Here is a 15,931-nt window from a genome sequence, read left to right as displayed (position 1 = left end):
AAGCTGCGGGGCTTTTGGGTTTCAGTTGCTACGGCGAGTCCTGTTCTCGTTAATTGCGTACCGGCCACCCCCAATGCGCGGAATCCGGCTTCACCAATCGCTGGAAATGCCCACCAATCCCTTCAACCAAACTCGCGTCCTTGATCGGATCCAGTCCCGGATACGGCTTGCCGTTATAGCTCCCCGTATACGTCAACATTGCCTCGACACTCCCGCTCTCGTCGTAAAGCGTACGCATCAACTGGCTCTCCTGATCCTTTGCGTCCGTCGAACGGAGGGCGTAGTGCAGGGCCAGCGCGGTGCCGAACTCCAGGCCGGAGGAGTCGATGCCGTGTTTGCGGGCCAGGTCGATGCTGCGCAGAATGCGTTCGTTGCGTTGCAGTTTGCGCAGCGGGTCGCGGCCGACGCGGGCGCAGGGGTCCTTGAAGGAGGTGTTGCAGCGTTCGAGGAAGGTTTTGGCGAAACCGGCGACGGCTTCGCTCATTTGCGGGTTTTCCGCTACCAGGGCCGGGCCGACTTCCTGGCGGATCAGGCGTTCGGCCAATGCGCTGACGCGCGGGTCGCCCATGCCCTGGCCCAGCCACGAATAGCCCAACAGGCTGGCGTACCAGGCAATGATCGCGTGGGGGCCATTCCACAGGAGGTTTTTGATGACCTGGGTCTGGGTGATGTCTTCCACGGTTTTCACTTGGCGCAACCGTTCAAGCAGGTTGCTGCCGCGCTCGACGTACAAGGGCATGTCCGGTTCGCTGTTGAACAGAATCAGGTGCAACTGGCTCAGGGCGTTACTCGACTGGGCGAAGGGCCGGAAGCGACCGATCAGCCGTTCATATTCGGGCGCCTTTGCGGTCGTCAGTGCTTGGGGAGCGCTCGGTTCGTCGCTCAGGCTGTTCTGGAAGATCTTCGATTTGATCCGCAGTTGCCTGAGCAGGGCCTCGTTGGAAATCTTCGAGACGATGCGGCTGACGACGGTTTCGGCAAAGTGGGTCTTGTCGAGGATCTGCTCGCAGGTCTCAGGGGACACCAGCAGCAGCAACTGCGCTTCGACGTGGCGGCGCACGAAAGCGGCGCCACCGACCTTATTCAGCACGATCAGGATGGTCAGCTCGCGTCTACGGCGTTCGTAACGGCGGATCAAGCCCTTGGCGATGACGTCGGCCTGTTTGCGGATGGCCGGCTCGGGCAGGCTCAGGCCGACGATCTCTGCGACGTCGTACATATCGATCACCGCTTCGGCGTCGTCCATGTCGATCATCCGCAGGTTTTCGATGGTCTGGTCGAAGGACGTGGCGCCGTAACGCACGCTGAACCGGCCGAAGGCGTCGACCGTTTCACGCAGCATGCGCGAACGGGTGGCACCGATGATTTCACAGGGCCGGGTGTAGCCGTCCCAGTGGGAGAAAATCTGCGTCAGGTAGCCGCCGCCCATGGCGCCGAAACCGTGGATGCCCACGCGAAACTGGTTGAGTGCCTGGGGGAAGGTCTCGGTCAGTTCGGGCGTGCCGAGGTCGGGCATGCATTCGGTCAGATCGCCGAGAAATTCCTGCATGTTGCTGTAAGCCTTGAGCGCACCGGCCTTGACCTCGGGCGCGGGTGGCTTGATGTCTTCGATCAGGATCGGCTGGCCCTCGGCCCGGATCGCCGAAAGCAAACCGTTTTCCGAATCTTCGACCATGAAGCAGTGGCCCGGCTCGCAATTGAGCGCGCTGGCTGCCCGCAGGAAGATCTCGGGATGGGGCTTGCCCTGGGTGACTTCGTCGCCACACACGGTGATGTCGAAGTACTTGAGCACGTTGGCGTTGATCAGGTATTCCTCGGCAATCGCCCGACGGCTTGAGGTCGCAACCGCCATGGTCAGGCCGTACTTGCGCAAGCGCTCCAGCACCTCCAGCAAACCGGCCTTGATCGGCACACCTTCATTACGCACATACGCCAGCTCCAGCTCATCGGCGCGCTGGCGGATCTCGGCGTAGGGGAAGTCTTCACCGTTATGCGCTTTGGCCAGAGCCTCGGCCTTCTTGGCGCTCAGGCCCAGCGAGCCGATCAGGGTTTCCTCGCTCAACGGCTTGCCGAAGATCTCGTTGGAAGCCTGCTTAAGGGTTTTGAAGCGCAGGCGTTCGGTGTCAAACATGGTGCCATCCATGTCGAAGATGGCACTGAATATTCTTTTTCCCTGGAAAAAAATCATTGATTGATACTCCTTGTACCGTGGGGTGGCGCGACGCAAAGCCGCCTGAAAAGGGGCGCTGCGTCTGCAAAATGAGGTGTCCTGGAGCTGACGGGCGCGGTTCGAGGCGCGAAGGCCGACCGGGCGATGTCTCGCTCAGGAAGTGATGGGTTCAGACAGAAAAGCCAGACGAACACGAACTCCGCGAAAAAACGGGAGAAGGGGCGCCGGTTCAGTGGCTAACGATCAGAAGCAGGCAGGCGGAGGGACTGAGCAATGGCGCCGATGGGCGCACCAGTCCGACAAACGAGGTCGAAGACGGTGTAAAGCGAGGAGTGCAAAGAGGCGAGGAGCAAGCCCTGTGGCTGCTTTAGCGCAGCATTTGACGTGAGGCCCACAGTGCGCAATCAGGGATGCGGAAAGTGGGCCGACAAGGCGATCGATACGTGTGATTCCGAGCATAAGACGCTGTGATTTCCTGCGGCGTGGCTTAGGGTCTTTTTAGGTATACAGCATGGGAAGCGCCTAGATCAAGGCTGGGGGTGGGGGCGTTTGGCGTTGCGATGGGGCTGAGGATCGTTGGAAGTCGAGCGGGTGAAGGGTGTCACGGGCGTGCACACGTGAACAGCACGCACCCGTGAAAAAACCTCATGGCGCAATGTTACGAGGTTTTTTGGGGGTAGGGATTTTGTGCCTGTGTTCATTCACGGGTGGACGAAGGCGCCGCATCTTTTGACTAATAGAAATCGTAGTAGATGGCCCATGTTCCGCTGATTTTGTTCTTCCAGAACATCAGGCTTCCGCTGTCCACGACATTCAGATTGATCTTCGAATCGGACGAAATCTGGAACACGAATTCAAAATCATCGCCGGGGTCGATGCCGGATTGACAGAACGAGGGATAGCCGCCGATTTTGTGTTCGTAGGTGTGAGTGATCAGGTCGTAATAGGATTCGATTTGTCCAGATCGCTCAAGTTTGAGTATTTCAAGCTCCAGGTCTCTGGGAACACCGCCACCGTCCCACAGTGGAAAGTCCTCTTCAACCAATTCGGCCTTCAGCGCAAAGGGCTTGATGTAGGCATTTGCTACCGGCAGTTCTTTGCGTACTAGCACATCATCAAAGGTGTATTCGCGAATGAGCCAGTTGTTACCCATTGGTTCAAAGGGTTCAGGAAACGGATCAGAGACAAAGACTGTCAGTACGCGAATCCCCTTCAGGGCCAGGCTGGAGAACGGCAGGCTGGGAAGAAAAAACTGAGCATAGGGTTGCAGTTCCTCGCCCGCATCGTTTTTGGGGACCGTTTCATCCGGGCGGAAAAGGAATACTTTGCCAAGCCAGCTTTCCTCATCCTTGAGCGTAGGCCGGAACCCGCCGGCGACGAACTTTATGGCAGGTGTCGCGAGGCGTCGCCTGATTTCTTGTATCTCCATTGAAAACAAACTCCTGGTCAGGGTGGTGCAGTCAATAACGTCTTGCCTGCATTGTCGAGCGCGGGATCCAAGAGCTGCCCATCAAGCATGAGCAGCCGGCTCAATCTTTTAGATTTCCTTGACCGGAGTCTCCCCCTGCACCCCCTTGATCAACTCAATCACATGCAAACAATCCGCTTTGTTCACATACGACTCGCCACTGGCAACCGTCTCATGATTCCCCGCCCGTAGCCGCCAGCGCCACTGCCCTTTCCCTGTGCTCGGGGTGCCTTTCGATTGCCTGTAAATCTCAAAATACATTCAGCTCGCTCCATGCGATGGGTCAATTGCGACAACCTGTGTGCCGCATGTCAGCAAGCCTAGCGGAGCTGGTTTTTTTGGCCATCGGGCATTTGTTTCCAATGATTTGAAGGCTTTTCCTACAACTGAAAGGGCTCTGAAAGAATGGCCAAAACCGCCGCAGTTTCGCCCTTGCATCACCTCCCTTGCTCCTGCTTAATACGGGTCAGCTCATGGCGCCGGAAAACCTCTCGGTGGCCGAAAATTGTTGATAAAACACTATAAAAAAGAGCAATCAATTGACTCATCAGCACGGAACGCAAATGGCCGGGCATGTGGAGCTTTCGCTCGTCATCCCGGTATTCAATGAAGCGGCGACCATTGATTTGTTCATCGCGCGGATTACTGACGTCTTCAAGGAGGAGACGCTGGTGGATCTGGAGATGGTGTTCGTCAATGACGGCAGCACCGACGCCACGCTGGACTTGCTTCTGGAGCGCCAGACGACCGACCCGCGGGTGCGGATCGTCGATCTGAGCCGTAATTTCGGCAAGGAGGCGGCGTTGACCGCTGGCTTGCAGACGGCCACCGGCCAGGTGGTGGTACCGATCGATGTCGATTTGCAGGACCCGCCGGAAGTGATCCTGCAGATGATTGCCCTTTGGCGACTGGGCTTTGAAGTGGTACTGGGTCATCGTGTGAGTCGCAAGACCGACTCCTGGGCCAAGAAAACCTCGGCCAACTGGTTCTATCGCCTGCACAACAAAATCTCTGATCAACCGCTGCCCAAAGATGTCGGCGATTTCCGGCTGATGGACCGCTGTGTGGTCGATGCCTTGCAGACCTTGCCGGAGTCCCGGCGCTTCATGAAAGGCTTGTTTGCCTGGGTCGGGTTTCGCACCACGCATGTCGATTACGAGCGCCCGGAGCGGGTGGCGGGTGAAACCAAGTTCAACGGCTGGCGCCTGTGGAATTTCGCGCTGGAAGGCATCACCAGTTTCAGTACCGACCCGCTCAAGGTCTGGACCTATCTGGGGCTGTTCGTGTCCGTGGTGTCTTTCTCATTTGCCATTTTTATCATCTTGCGCACGTTGATTTCCGGCATCGATTTGCCGGGCTACGCGTCGCTGATGGTGGCCGTGACCTTTCTCGGCGGGCTGCAACTGATCGGCATCGGGGTGCTCGGCGAGTACCTGGGTCGCACCTACATCGAATCAAAACGCCGGCCGGTGTATCTGGTGCGTCGCGTCTATAACGCCAAGGACTGAACCATGGATCTCAAGGAAACCGATATCCTCGGTTCAAGCATTGACCAGCACTGGTATTACGCGTCCAAAGCGGCGGCGACTAAGCGTCTGCTGGGCGATACCCCGATCAGAAAAATTCTCGATGTCGGTGCCGGTTCCGGGTTTTTCACCCATCACCTGCTGACCCACACTGCCGCGAACGAAGCCTGGTGCGTGGATATCAGCTACGACGCGGATAGCGACGCCAGCACCGCTGGAAAACCGGTGCATTACCGGCGCGGCATCGATGCGGTGGATGCCGATCTGGTGCTGCTGATGGACGTGCTGGAGCATGTCGATGACGACGTCGGGCTGCTCAAGGCTTATGTCGATAAAGTCCCGTCCGGCAGCCGTTTCCTGATGACGGTTCCGGCGTTCCAGTTTCTCTGGAGCGGGCACGACGATTTTCTGGAGCACAAGCGCCGTTACACCTTGGCGCAATTTGAAACAGTGGCCCGGGACGCCGGTTTGACGGTGCAGCAGGGCGCCTACTATTTCGGCGCGGTGTTCCCGATTGCGGCCACCCTGCGGCTGTTGCCCAAAGGCACACAACCGTCGCCGCCACGTTCGCAACTCAAGCAGCATCATCCCGTGGTCAATTCGATTCTGAAGACCCTGTGCAGCATCGAGCTGCCGTTCATGGGGGCGAATCGCCTGGCCGGTCTGACGGTGTTCGTGCTGGCGCAGAAGCCGTGACCTCAGCCGAAAAATCTGCATTGATCAAAAGAGCGTTGAGGTTTGCCGTGACCGGGTTGTTTGTCACGGCCCTTCACGCGGTCGTTGCTGTGCTGTTCATCCATTTCGTGATGCCGATGCCGCCCCTGGCCAATGGTGTGGCATTTGCCGTGGCGACGGTGGCGTCTTACTTGATCAACACGACCTGGAGTTTTTCCGCCCGGCTGCACGGCCGCACGCTGCTGCGTTTCATGATGGTCTCGGCGGCGGGTTTCCTGTTGGCGATGTTCGTGGCCTGGGCGGCGCAATTCGCCGGGCTCAATTATTTGTTGGGGATTGGCGCAGTGGCGTTGACCCTGCCGGCGTTCACCTTTGTATTGCATAACTTCTGGACGTATCGATGAAGGTTTCGGGCATGCACTGGAGGCTCGCATTGCTGCCCTTGTTGATGGGGGTGGTGGCGTTTTTCATGGTGATCGGGCCGCGAGCCCTGGACCCGCAAAACATTGCCTGGCTGGAAAGCGGCGATCCGGCGACTCATTACCTGGGCTGGGTGTTCTTCCGACACGCCCCTTGGAGTTTTCCGCTCGGGCTTAACCCGTCCTACGGCTTGGAGCTGGGAAGCGCGGTCATTTTTTCCGACTCCAATCCGCTGCTGGCCTTTCTATTCAAACCGTTCAATTCATGGCTGCCCGAGACGTTCCAGTACTTCGGTATCTGGCTGCTCGCGTGTTTTGTCCTGCAAGCCTGGTTTGCCTGGAAGTTAATGGGGCTGTTGACGCCCAATGTCGTCCTGAGGCTGCTGGGCACCGGTCTGTTCCTGTTTTCGCCGCCGATGTTTTTGCGCATGGGCGGGCACCTGTCCCTGGCCGGGCATTTTCTGATTCTGGCCGCGCTCTATCTGGCGCTGCACCCTGGTGTGCAGAAGCGCCGCCTGGCCTGGGGCGCGTTGTTGGCCGCGACGGCACTGGTGCACGCTTACCTGCTGGCGATGGTGGCATTGATCTGGATCGCTGATCTGGCGGGCCGAACTCGTAAGGGTCAGTTGAACCGGCGCACTGCGCTAATAGAGGGTGTGTTGCTGTTTTCGCTGGTGAGTCTGTGTTGCTGGCAGGCGGGGTATTTCAGCATCGGCGACGGTACGGCGTCCGGCGGTTTTGGGTTGTACCGCATGAATCTATTGGCACCGATCGATGCCAATGGATGGTCGTCGCTGCTACCGAATTTGCCGGAGGCCAGCGGCGACTACGAAGGTTTCAACTACCTTGGGGCGGGGACGCTGTTGCTGGCAATCTGCGCTGGCATCGCGCTGCTGCGCGGTAAAACCAACGTGGGCAATGCTGTGCGCAAGCTGCCGATCCTGTTGCTGGCGCTGATCGGCTTGCTGCTGTTTGCGCTGTCGAACGAGATCGGCCTCGGCCTGCTCAACCTCCACTACCCGTTGCCGGGGAAAATCGTCAAATTGGCGAGTATCTTCCGAGCGTCGGGGCGGATGTTCTGGCCGGTGTTCTACGTCATTGTGTTTGTGGTCATTTACCTCGTGGTGCGTGGTAACCGGACGCGCACGGCGGTGTGCCTGCTGGCGGTGGCGCTGGGTGTTCAAGTCGTGGATACCCACGCCGGCTGGGTCGGCCTGCGGCAGAATCGGATGATGGCGCCGGCCAGCGAGTGGTCGACCCCCTTGCGCGACCCGTTCTGGGCCAGCGCCGCCTCCCATTACGCGAACATTCGTGCGTTGCCACCGCAGAATCAGTCGGACACCTGGCTGCCGCTGGCGAACTACGCCGCCTCGTTTGGCCTGAAGACTGACGTTGCCTATCTGGGACGGATGAGCTCGACCGCGCTGGAACAGGCCCGGAACAAGACCCGACGGATGCTGGAAACGGGGCAGTACGAGCCAGACTCGCTGTACATCCTCGATGAAAACACCCTGCTCGACGCGGTGAAAACCATCAACAGCGAAACGGACCTGCTCGCTCGTATCGACGGCCTGGTGGTGCTGGCGCCGGGCTGGAAGCAATGCACTCAATGCCTCGCCGTCCCGGACGAAGCGCGTTCGATGCAGCTGGTGCCGCTGATCAAGGTCGGGCAGCAGCAGCTGTTCAACTACAAGACTCATCACTTGACCCAAGGCTGGGGAGCGCCGGAAACCTGGGGCACCTGGTCTGACGGCGCAGACGCTGACATCCTGCTTCGGGTACCGCCAGAGGCCCGGACCATCGTGATCGACGCCCTGGCCTTCGTGCAGCCGACGCACCTCGGTCAGACGGTGGCCTTCAGTATCAATGGCGTACAAGCAGTGACGACGCGTCTGACAACGCTTCAAGGCAATCACATAGAAATCCCACTGACAGCGGCCATCCACGACGCCGTCGCCAGCGACAAACTAATGCATATTCATGTGCAGTTGCCTGACGCGATCAGCCCGAAACAATTGGGGTTAGGGGATGATCAACGGGTGATGGGCCTGGGGATGAAGTCGTTGTCGGTGCAGTGATCCTGCGCACGACGGCGATCATGCCGATAGACGCCACCCCCCGGCCTTTCTAAACTGGCCCAAGTCTTGGGGACGGGGTGCAGTGGATGAATCGCAATGAACTACGCAAGGCCGACATCAATCTGATGGTGGTGTTCGAGACCTTGATGCTGGAACGCAACGTGACGCGGGTGGCGGAGAAACTGTTTCTCGGCCAGCCGACTATCAGTGCCGCGCTCAACCGCTTGCGCACGATGTTCAACGATCCGCTGTTCATTCGCGTCGGCCATCGCATGGAGCCGACGGCCCGGGCCGAAGAAATCATCCAGCACCTGTCGCCGGCGCTGGACTCGCTGTCGGTGGCCTTGAGCCTGACTCACGATTTCGACCCGGCCAGCAGCACCATGACCTTTCGTATCGGCCTGTCGGACGATGTCGAATTCGGCCTGCTGCCACCGCTCCTGCGCGCCTTGCGCCAGGAAGCGCCGAAGGTGGTGTTTGTGGTCCAGCATGTCGATTACTGGCGCATTCCCGACCTGCTTGCCTCCGGCGATATCACCGTCGGTATCAGCCAGACCCGCGGCTTGCCGGCCAACGCCAAGCGCAAATTGCTGCGGCACATCCTGCCGAGCCTTTTGCGCGCCGATGCGTCCGATACACCGCTGACGCTGGATGAATATTGCTCACGCCCGCACGTGCTGGTGTCCCACACCGCCAACGTCAGTGGCTATGCCGATGAATGGCTGGCGGAGATCGGGCGTAAGCGTCACGTCGTCCTGTCCGTGCCGCAATACAGCTCGTTGCCGGCCCTGCTGGCGGGGACTGACCTGATTGCCAGTTTGCCGGACTACACCGCCACTGCGATGGCCGCGTCCGGTCAATTGTTTCAGGAACCGTTTCCGTTCAAGACCCCGACGTTGGACCTGTCCATGGTCTGGCTCAGTCATGTCGACACCGACCCGGCCGAACGCTGGTTGCGTTCACGTCTGGAAGCGTTCATGAGTGAGCGTGGCCTGGCCAACATGCACAGCACCGGTTCACTCTGATAACAGAGCCCGAAAAGCCGACCGAGCGTAGGTCGGCTCTGTGATATATGTAGGCCCTTTCTCCCCACCTTCAGGAGCACCGCCATGCCTCACCTGCACATGGAATACACCGCCAACCTGCCCGAGCTGAACGCCGACGTGGCGTTGATCCGGCTCAACAATACGTTGGTGGGTTCCGGTCAGTTTGCGGCGGAATTCGACATCAAGAGCCGTGCCGTGAAGGTCGAGACTTTCAAGGTCGGTACCGGGATGGGCGAGCGGGCGTTCGTGCATGTGAAGCTGGCGTTGCTCAGTGGTCGCCCGCCGCAGGTCAAGAAGCAGCTGTCCGAAAGCCTGTTGGCCGTGGTGCAGGATTTGTGTGAGTGGCCGACGGGGGTAGAAGTCCAATTGTGTGTGGAAATCCTCGACATCGACCGCGAGTCCTACACCAAGACGGCCATCGGCCTCTGAGTGCTCAGGCGGCTTGCTGCTCCGCGCAGGCCTGGACCACTTGTTCGCGCAGCCAAGTGTTGGCGCTGTCCTGATCGACACTTTGGCTCCACTGCATGTCGAGGGTGAAACCCGGCAAGCCGTTAGGCGCCTCGCAATGTTTGAACACCGCTTCGTTGGCCAGCAAGCGCTGGATGCGCCGGGGCAGGGTCAGGATGAAATCCGTGCCGGTAATCGTCTTCAGCGCCGCGCTGTAGCTGTTGGACCGCGCAACAATCTGGCGCTTTTGCGCCTGCCGCGCCAGCCAACCGTCGACCATGTTGGTGGTGGAAGTCCAGGGCGTCGGGAACACGTGACGGCGTTCCGTGAAAGCTTGCAGGCTTAACCGCGGCTCCCGCGGCGTGGCACGTTTGTCGAAAACACACACCAGATCGTCTTCGAGCAGCTTCCGGGACTTGAGGTCGGTGTGGCTGCAATGAAAGTTCGGGCCGAAACAGATCACCAGGTCGAGGCTGCCATCGCGCAGTTCGGCGGCCGGGATATCGGTTTCGAACTTATGCATGTTGACCAGCACCGGCAGGTCCGCGAAATCGAAACGCTTCAACAGGCGCGGCAGGATCAATTGCTCGAAGTATTCCGGCGCGCAGATATTGAAGGTGACTGGCTGGGCGGTCGGGTCAAACACTTGGGCGCCGGCGTGGCACAGGTTGATGCTTTCAAGGATCTTCAGCACATGGGTGTACATGGTGCCGGCTTTGTAGGTGGGGCGCATTCCGGTGCGGGTGTTGATGAACAACTCGTCTTCGAAACTGGTGCGCAATTTTTTCAGGCAGTAACTCACGGTGGACTGACTGACGAAGAGGGCCTCCGACACACCGGTGACGCTGCTTTGCTCATACACGGCGACAAACACCATGAGGTCCTGCATATCGAGCTTTCTAAGCAAGTTACTGTTCAGCATCCGTTCTGTCTCGCTGTGCTCCTTGCGCTGACAGTGCGCAAACGTGTGCGAACGATCCTAACGGAACGATGGTGCCAGGAGAATGCCTTGTAGGAAGTTTCACTGTCAGCTGTGGGACAGAAAATGTTGTGAACACGACCTACGATTTCAATCTCGGCAAACATGGCCAGAGGCCTCTAGCCTTTGCGCCTTGGCCAGGCCCCCGCGTTGACGGGTCAGTGAATGTGTTTGGCATAGTGCCGTGGATCAAAGCGCAGGACCATCACAATCATCAGCGCCATGACCCCGGTCAGTGACCACCAGGCCCATTCGAAACTGCCCAACTGATCGCGAATCAACCCGGCGATCAGCGGCGAAAGGCCGGCGATCAGGTAGCCGATGCCTTGCACGAAGGCCGTCAGCCCGCCGGCGCGCTGAGGGTTGTCCAGATGATCGAGCGACACGATCAGGCTCATCGGGAACAGCCCGCCGATTCCCAGGCCCAGCAGGCACGGCCACAGCAGGCTCAGGTGTTGCGGGCTGAGGATCAGGCCGCAAAAACCGGCCATGATCAGCCCCAGCAATACCACCAGTACCAGGCGCCGGTCACGGCTGCGGTTGGCGATGGCCGGGGTCAGCAGGCCGGACAACACTTCCATCGCCGTCAGAAAGCCCAGCAACAACCCGGCGTTCTGTTCGCTCCAGCCTTTTTCCACGTAGTACGGCGCCAGCCAGGCGAGCACGCAGGTGTAGGACGCGGTGCCGAGGCCAAAGAAGATTGCGAGTAACCAGGCGCGGGAATTGCTGAAGAAGGATTCGCCGCGCCGCGCCTGCGTTGGTAACGTCGGGATCGTTTTGCGCTGGACGGTCCAGAACAGCAACGCCAGCACGGCCAGCGCCGCCCAGATTGCCAGGCCCGTGCGCCAACTGCCGGTACGGGTCATCACCAGCGGTGCAAACGATGCCGCAATCGCCGCGCCGCCCATGATCGAGGTGACATAGAGCCCCATGCACACGGCGACGTTGTCGCTGAAGCGGGATTTGATCAGCGCCGGCATCAACGCCTGGATCAGCGCGATGCCGACGCCGGCGGCGATGGCGCTGACGATCAGTTCGGCGGCGGAATCGAGAAACAGCCGCGACGCCGTGGCCAGGCCGATGATCAGCAGCGACAGCACCACGGTGCGCTGCTCGCCCAGGCGCTGGCTGACGCCAATCCCGAAAAACATCGCCAGCCCCATGGCCATCACCGGCAGCATCGTCAGCAGCGACGCGAGGCTGAAACTCAACGGAATATCCCCGCGTATCGCCGACAACAACGGGCCGACGGCGGCCATGGATGGACGCAGGTTCAAGGCGACCAGAATGATGCTGACCATTAACCACAGGGCAGGGCGGGCTGTTGCGCGAACGTTTTCCATGGGCGGACCTTACAAAACAAGGCCCCGATTAGGCGGGAGGGGCAGGGCGGCGGCAAATCAGAAAGTCGGGAGTGGTATTTAGAAATTAAATACAACGACGTACACCCGTAGGAGCAAGGCTTGCCCGCGATTGCGGTTTCAAACCTGGCGAGGCATTGACTGGCAGTTCGCAATCGCGGGCAAGCCTTGCTCCTACAATGTTTAGCCATTGCACAACCAAAGTTCTTCAATTCCCGATTTAACCCACCTTCCACCCGTGTGACGCTGCTGCTCATTGTTTTCTGCGGTTTTATCTATGGACGGTTGGCCACTCGCACTCCACCACCCGGCATTCAGCGGCGCTTGTGCGTCCAGCCGTGGTCGTCGGTTCCTGCCTGCCACCGCGCCAAACCTCTCTGCACTCCCTTCCGAACTGGCCTTCTGGGCGCTGTGGCATTGCCGTCATGCGCGCCCGCCGGATTCCTGCGTTTCCCGTTGATTGCTCCTAAAGGTCCCGCGCCAAGCGTCGGGATCAAAACGGCGACGCCTGTGCGTTTGCCTGACCCGGAAAACGAGAATTCCCATGAGTTGTGCCACGACCTCCTTCGCCACGCAGCAAGAAGCCCTGAACTTTCTGGAGCAGAACCCGGATATTGAGATGTTCGAGTTGTTCATCCTCGACAACAACGGCGTGCCGCGCGGCAAGTTGCTGCATCGCGATGAGCTGCTGGCGGTGTATGAAAGCGGCCGGCCATTGCCGAGCACCATTCTCGGCCTGACCATCAACGGCGACGACGTGGAAAACTCCGGGCTGGTGTGGGACGTCGGCGACATCGATTGCCGCGCCTACCCGGTCAGCGGCAGTTTGCAACGCATGCCTTGGCGGCTGATTCCGACGGCGGCGGTCCAAGTCAGCATGCACCCCAAGGAAGGCATGCCGGCGACGATTGCCGACCCACGGCACTTGCTGGCCAAGGTCATCGAGGGCTTGCAGGCCGACGGTTATTACCCGGTGATGGCGGCGGAGCTGGAGTTCTATTTGCTGGATCAACAGCGCGACAGCAACGGCCGGCCACAACCGGCGCGGGACGTCGATGGCGGCCGGCCACGGGCGACCCAGGTCTACGGTTTGCGCGAGCTGGAACAGATCGAGCCGTTCCTCGCCGACCTCTACAGCGCCTGCAAACTCCAGGGCATTCCGGCGCGCACGGCGATTTCCGAATACGCGCCGGGTCAGGTGGAAATCACCCTTGAACACCGCACCGACGCCTTGCAGGCGATGGATGAAGCGGTGCGTTACAAACGGCTGGTCAAAGGTGTGGCGCACAAGCACGGGATGGCTGCGTGTTTCATGGCCAAACCTTTCGATGACCTGGCCGGCACCGGCATGCACATGCACGTCAGCCTCGCCGACAAGGATGGCAACAACCTGTTCGCCAGCGAAGCACCCGACGGCACGCCGCTGCTCCGGCACGCAGTAGGCGGCATGCTCAGCACGTTGCTCGATTCGCTGCTGTTGTTCTGCCCGAACGCCAATTCCTATCGGCGCTTCCAGACCAACAGCTATGCGCCACTGGCGGCCACCTGGGGCGTGGACAACCGCACCGTGAGCCTGCGCGTCCCCGGCGGACCGGCGTTCTCCCGGCACATCGAACACCGCATCTGTGGTGCCGACGCCAACCCGTATCTGGCAGCGGCGGCGATCCTGGCCGGCATTCACCGCGGCATTCGCGAGCAACTCGATCCCGGCGCGCCGGTGGAAGGCAACGGTTACGCCCAGGCCACCGAGCTGCTGCCCACCGACTGGTTGACTACCTTGCGTGCGCTGGAAGGTTCGAGTTGGGCGCGGGAAGCGTTCGGCGGTGAGTTTCTTGGGGTGTACCTGGCGGTGAAGCGTGCCGAGTATCGGCAGTTCATGGGCGAGGTCGGCGAGCAGGATTGGCGCTGGTACCTGAACCAGGCCTGACTGTTTCTCAAATACATTAAACGTTTCACGGTTATATCGGGAGCCAACTAATCGTTGGCTTCTTTTTCACGAAAAATTGATGGTTCGCTGCTTAAAGTTTGTGCTGTCGCGGAAAATGAAATTTTCACATTTTGCCGGCGGCACTTCTTTTCAGGATTAGTCAATTCGCATGTTGAAATTCAAAGCCGTGCGCCCCGAGTGGGTGACACTGATTGCCAGCGCCTTTTTATTGTTCGGGTTTAATCTGGTTCTCTGGCAGCACCTGTTCGATATTACTTCCTCGAACGCCCAGGGCATCGTCATGCGCGTGGCGTTTGGCGTCATGGTGTTCGGCGCGTTCAACATGGTATTGACCCTGCTGGCGTTCCGGCCCCTGCTCAAGCCGCTGCTGACGTTGATCTTCTTGGTCAGTGCCGGCGTGGCGTACTTCATGAGCCAATATGGCGTGCTGATCGATGCCGGCATGTTCCGCAACTTTGCCGAAACCAATGCCACGGAAGTTCGCGACTTACTGTCGATAAAGTTGTTGGCTTATATTGTTGTGCTCGGCGTTTTGCCATCGTGGTTACTGTGGAGAACCCCGATCAGTTATCGCGCCTGGCATCGTGATCTATTAAGTAAAGTGCTGGTCAGTGTTGCGTCTGCGGCGGTGATCGGTGGCGTGGCGTTGATTAACTATCAGGGCTTGTCGTCATTGTTTCGCAATCACCATGAACTGCACCTGATGGTGGTGCCGAGCAACTACATCGGTGCTTCGGTCGGTTATCTGCGTGAACAGGTAGTGTCCGCACGACAACCCTTCGTCAAGATCGGCGAGGACGCCCGCAAAGACCTGACCTGGCAGACCCACGGCCGCAAATCCCTGACGGTGCTGGTGGTCGGCGAAAGTGCCCGGGCCGAGAACTTCGGCATCCTCGGCTATGACCGCGACACCACCCCCAAACTCAGTAAAGAAGCCGGCCTGATCGCCTTCACCGACGTGCATTCCTGCGGCACGGAAACCGCCGTGTCGGTGCCGTGCATGTTCTCCAACATGGGCCGCAAGGACTACAGCGCCAGCAAGGCCAAGAACGAAGAAGGCTTGCTGGATGTGCTCAAGCGCGCCGGTCTGGACGTAATCTGGCGCGATAACCAGTCAGGCTGCAAAGGCACTTGCGACCGGGTCACCATGGATGACGTCAGCAACTTGAAAGATCCGGTGCTGTGTTCCAGCAGCGAGTGCCGCGATGAAATTCTGCTGCAAGGTTTGCAGCACTTCATCGACAGCCTGGACAAAGATACCGTGCTGGTCCTGCACCAGATGGGCAGTCACGGCCCGGAATATTTCAAGCGCTACCCGAAAGAGTACGAACACTTCACCCCGGTGTGTGAAAGCAACGCGCTGAACAATTGCAGCCGCGACAGTATCGTCAACGGCTACGACAACACGCTGGTGTACACCGACCACGTGCTGTCGACGCTGATCGATCTGTTGCGTAGCAACCAGGACAAAGTCGATACCGCGATGCTCTACCTGTCCGACCACGGCGAGTCCCTGGGCGAGTACAACCTGTTCCTCCACGGCACGCCGTACATGATGGCGCCGGAGCAACAGAAACACGTGGCCATGCTGGCGTGGTTCTCCGACAGCTATCAACGCTCGTTCTCGGTGGACACTCATTGCCTGCAGATGAGCCGGGAAAAACCCCTGAGCCAGGACAACTTGTTCCATTCGATGATTGGTCTGCTGGAGGTCGACAGCAAGGTCTACAACCCGGACCTGGACATGTTCGCTGGCTGCCGCGCGCCAGTGATTGACGGAGTGCTGGCCAAAAAATGAGGGTTTCGACTTATTT

Annotated in this window: 13 protein-coding genes; 8 read left to right on the top strand and 5 right to left on the bottom strand. The window is 59.3% G+C overall.

Translation table 11 applies throughout. The features are described from left to right. Positions 1 to 49 precede the first annotated feature (49 nt). From mtlD to HKK52_RS13165, 3 genes are all read right to left on the bottom strand, one after another. Positions 50 to 2,188 (bottom strand): bifunctional mannitol-1-phosphate dehydrogenase/phosphatase, encoded by a 2,139-nt coding sequence (mtlD, locus tag HKK52_RS13175; protein WP_169371176.1) that lies wholly within the window; start codon positions 2,186 to 2,188, stop codon positions 50 to 52. Between the two features lie 715 nt (positions 2,189 to 2,903). Next, entirely contained in the window at positions 2,904 to 3,599 is a 696-nt protein-coding gene (locus HKK52_RS13170; RefSeq protein WP_169371175.1) for a DUF1963 domain-containing protein, read from the bottom strand. 108 nt (positions 3,600 to 3,707) lie between these two features. Next, on the bottom strand, positions 3,708 to 3,899 hold the full coding sequence (locus tag HKK52_RS13165; protein ID WP_007958030.1) for a YegP family protein: 192 nt from the start codon (positions 3,897 to 3,899) through the stop codon (positions 3,708 to 3,710). A 302-nt stretch (positions 3,900 to 4,201) separates the two neighbouring features. Here HKK52_RS13165 and HKK52_RS13160 point away from each other — a divergent pair, with 302 nt between their 5' ends. The 6 genes from HKK52_RS13160 to HKK52_RS13135 all read left to right on the top strand — a co-directional run bounded on the left by HKK52_RS13160 (position 4,202) and on the right by HKK52_RS13135 (position 9,811). Continuing rightward, positions 4,202 to 5,146, top strand: coding sequence for a glycosyltransferase family 2 protein (locus HKK52_RS13160; RefSeq protein ID WP_169374239.1), 945 nt, complete (start codon positions 4,202 to 4,204; stop codon positions 5,144 to 5,146). Between the two features lie 3 nt (positions 5,147 to 5,149). Next, positions 5,150 to 5,860 (top strand): class I SAM-dependent methyltransferase, encoded by a 711-nt coding sequence (locus HKK52_RS13155; RefSeq protein WP_169371174.1) that lies wholly within the window; start codon positions 5,150 to 5,152, stop codon positions 5,858 to 5,860. Beyond that, positions 5,857 to 6,243, top strand: coding sequence for a GtrA family protein (locus HKK52_RS13150; RefSeq protein ID WP_169371173.1), 387 nt, complete (start codon positions 5,857 to 5,859; stop codon positions 6,241 to 6,243). Before HKK52_RS13155 ends, HKK52_RS13150 begins: the two co-directional genes overlap by 4 nt. Beyond that, positions 6,240 to 8,336 carry a DUF6311 domain-containing protein gene (locus tag HKK52_RS13145; RefSeq protein ID WP_169371172.1) on the top strand — a complete coding sequence of 699 codons (2,097 nt, stop codon included), beginning with the start codon at positions 6,240 to 6,242 and terminating at the stop codon, positions 8,334 to 8,336. The genes HKK52_RS13150 and HKK52_RS13145 overlap by 4 nt, the downstream gene beginning before the upstream one ends. An 86-nt stretch (positions 8,337 to 8,422) precedes the next feature. Beyond that, positions 8,423 to 9,361, top strand: a complete 939-nt coding sequence (locus tag HKK52_RS13140; RefSeq protein ID WP_169371171.1) for a LysR substrate-binding domain-containing protein — start codon at positions 8,423 to 8,425, stop codon at positions 9,359 to 9,361. An 84-nt stretch (positions 9,362 to 9,445) separates the two neighbouring features. Then, positions 9,446 to 9,811: a 5-carboxymethyl-2-hydroxymuconate Delta-isomerase gene (locus tag HKK52_RS13135; protein ID WP_169371170.1), complete on the top strand. Its 366-nt coding sequence runs from the start codon at positions 9,446 to 9,448 to the stop codon at positions 9,809 to 9,811. Between the two features lie 4 nt (positions 9,812 to 9,815). Here HKK52_RS13135 and HKK52_RS13130 read toward each other — a convergent pair whose 3' ends face one another. Both HKK52_RS13130 and HKK52_RS13125 read right to left on the bottom strand, forming a co-directional pair. Further along, complete coding sequence (locus HKK52_RS13130; RefSeq protein WP_169371169.1) at positions 9,816 to 10,751, bottom strand: LysR family transcriptional regulator; 936 nt, start codon at positions 10,749 to 10,751, stop codon at positions 9,816 to 9,818. 215 nt (positions 10,752 to 10,966) lie between these two features. After that, positions 10,967 to 12,151 (bottom strand): cyanate transporter, encoded by a 1,185-nt coding sequence (locus HKK52_RS13125; protein ID WP_169371168.1) that lies wholly within the window; start codon positions 12,149 to 12,151, stop codon positions 10,967 to 10,969. A 562-nt stretch (positions 12,152 to 12,713) separates the two neighbouring features. On the opposite strand from HKK52_RS13125, the gene HKK52_RS13120 reads away from it, so the two are divergent. Together HKK52_RS13120 and HKK52_RS13115 are read left to right on the top strand one after the other, a co-directional pair. Beyond that, positions 12,714 to 14,096, top strand: coding sequence for a glutamine synthetase family protein (locus HKK52_RS13120; protein ID WP_169371167.1), 1,383 nt, complete (start codon positions 12,714 to 12,716; stop codon positions 14,094 to 14,096). Between the two features lie 169 nt (positions 14,097 to 14,265). Further along, positions 14,266 to 15,915, top strand: a complete 1,650-nt coding sequence (locus HKK52_RS13115; protein ID WP_169371166.1) for a phosphoethanolamine transferase — start codon at positions 14,266 to 14,268, stop codon at positions 15,913 to 15,915. The last annotated feature ends 16 nt before the right edge of the window (positions 15,916 to 15,931 follow it).

It is taken from the genome of Pseudomonas sp. ADAK2 (assembly GCF_012935755.1).
Taxonomy (GTDB): domain Bacteria; phylum Pseudomonadota; class Gammaproteobacteria; order Pseudomonadales; family Pseudomonadaceae; genus Aquipseudomonas.
This window is presented reverse-complemented; position numbering and strand designations above follow the sequence as displayed.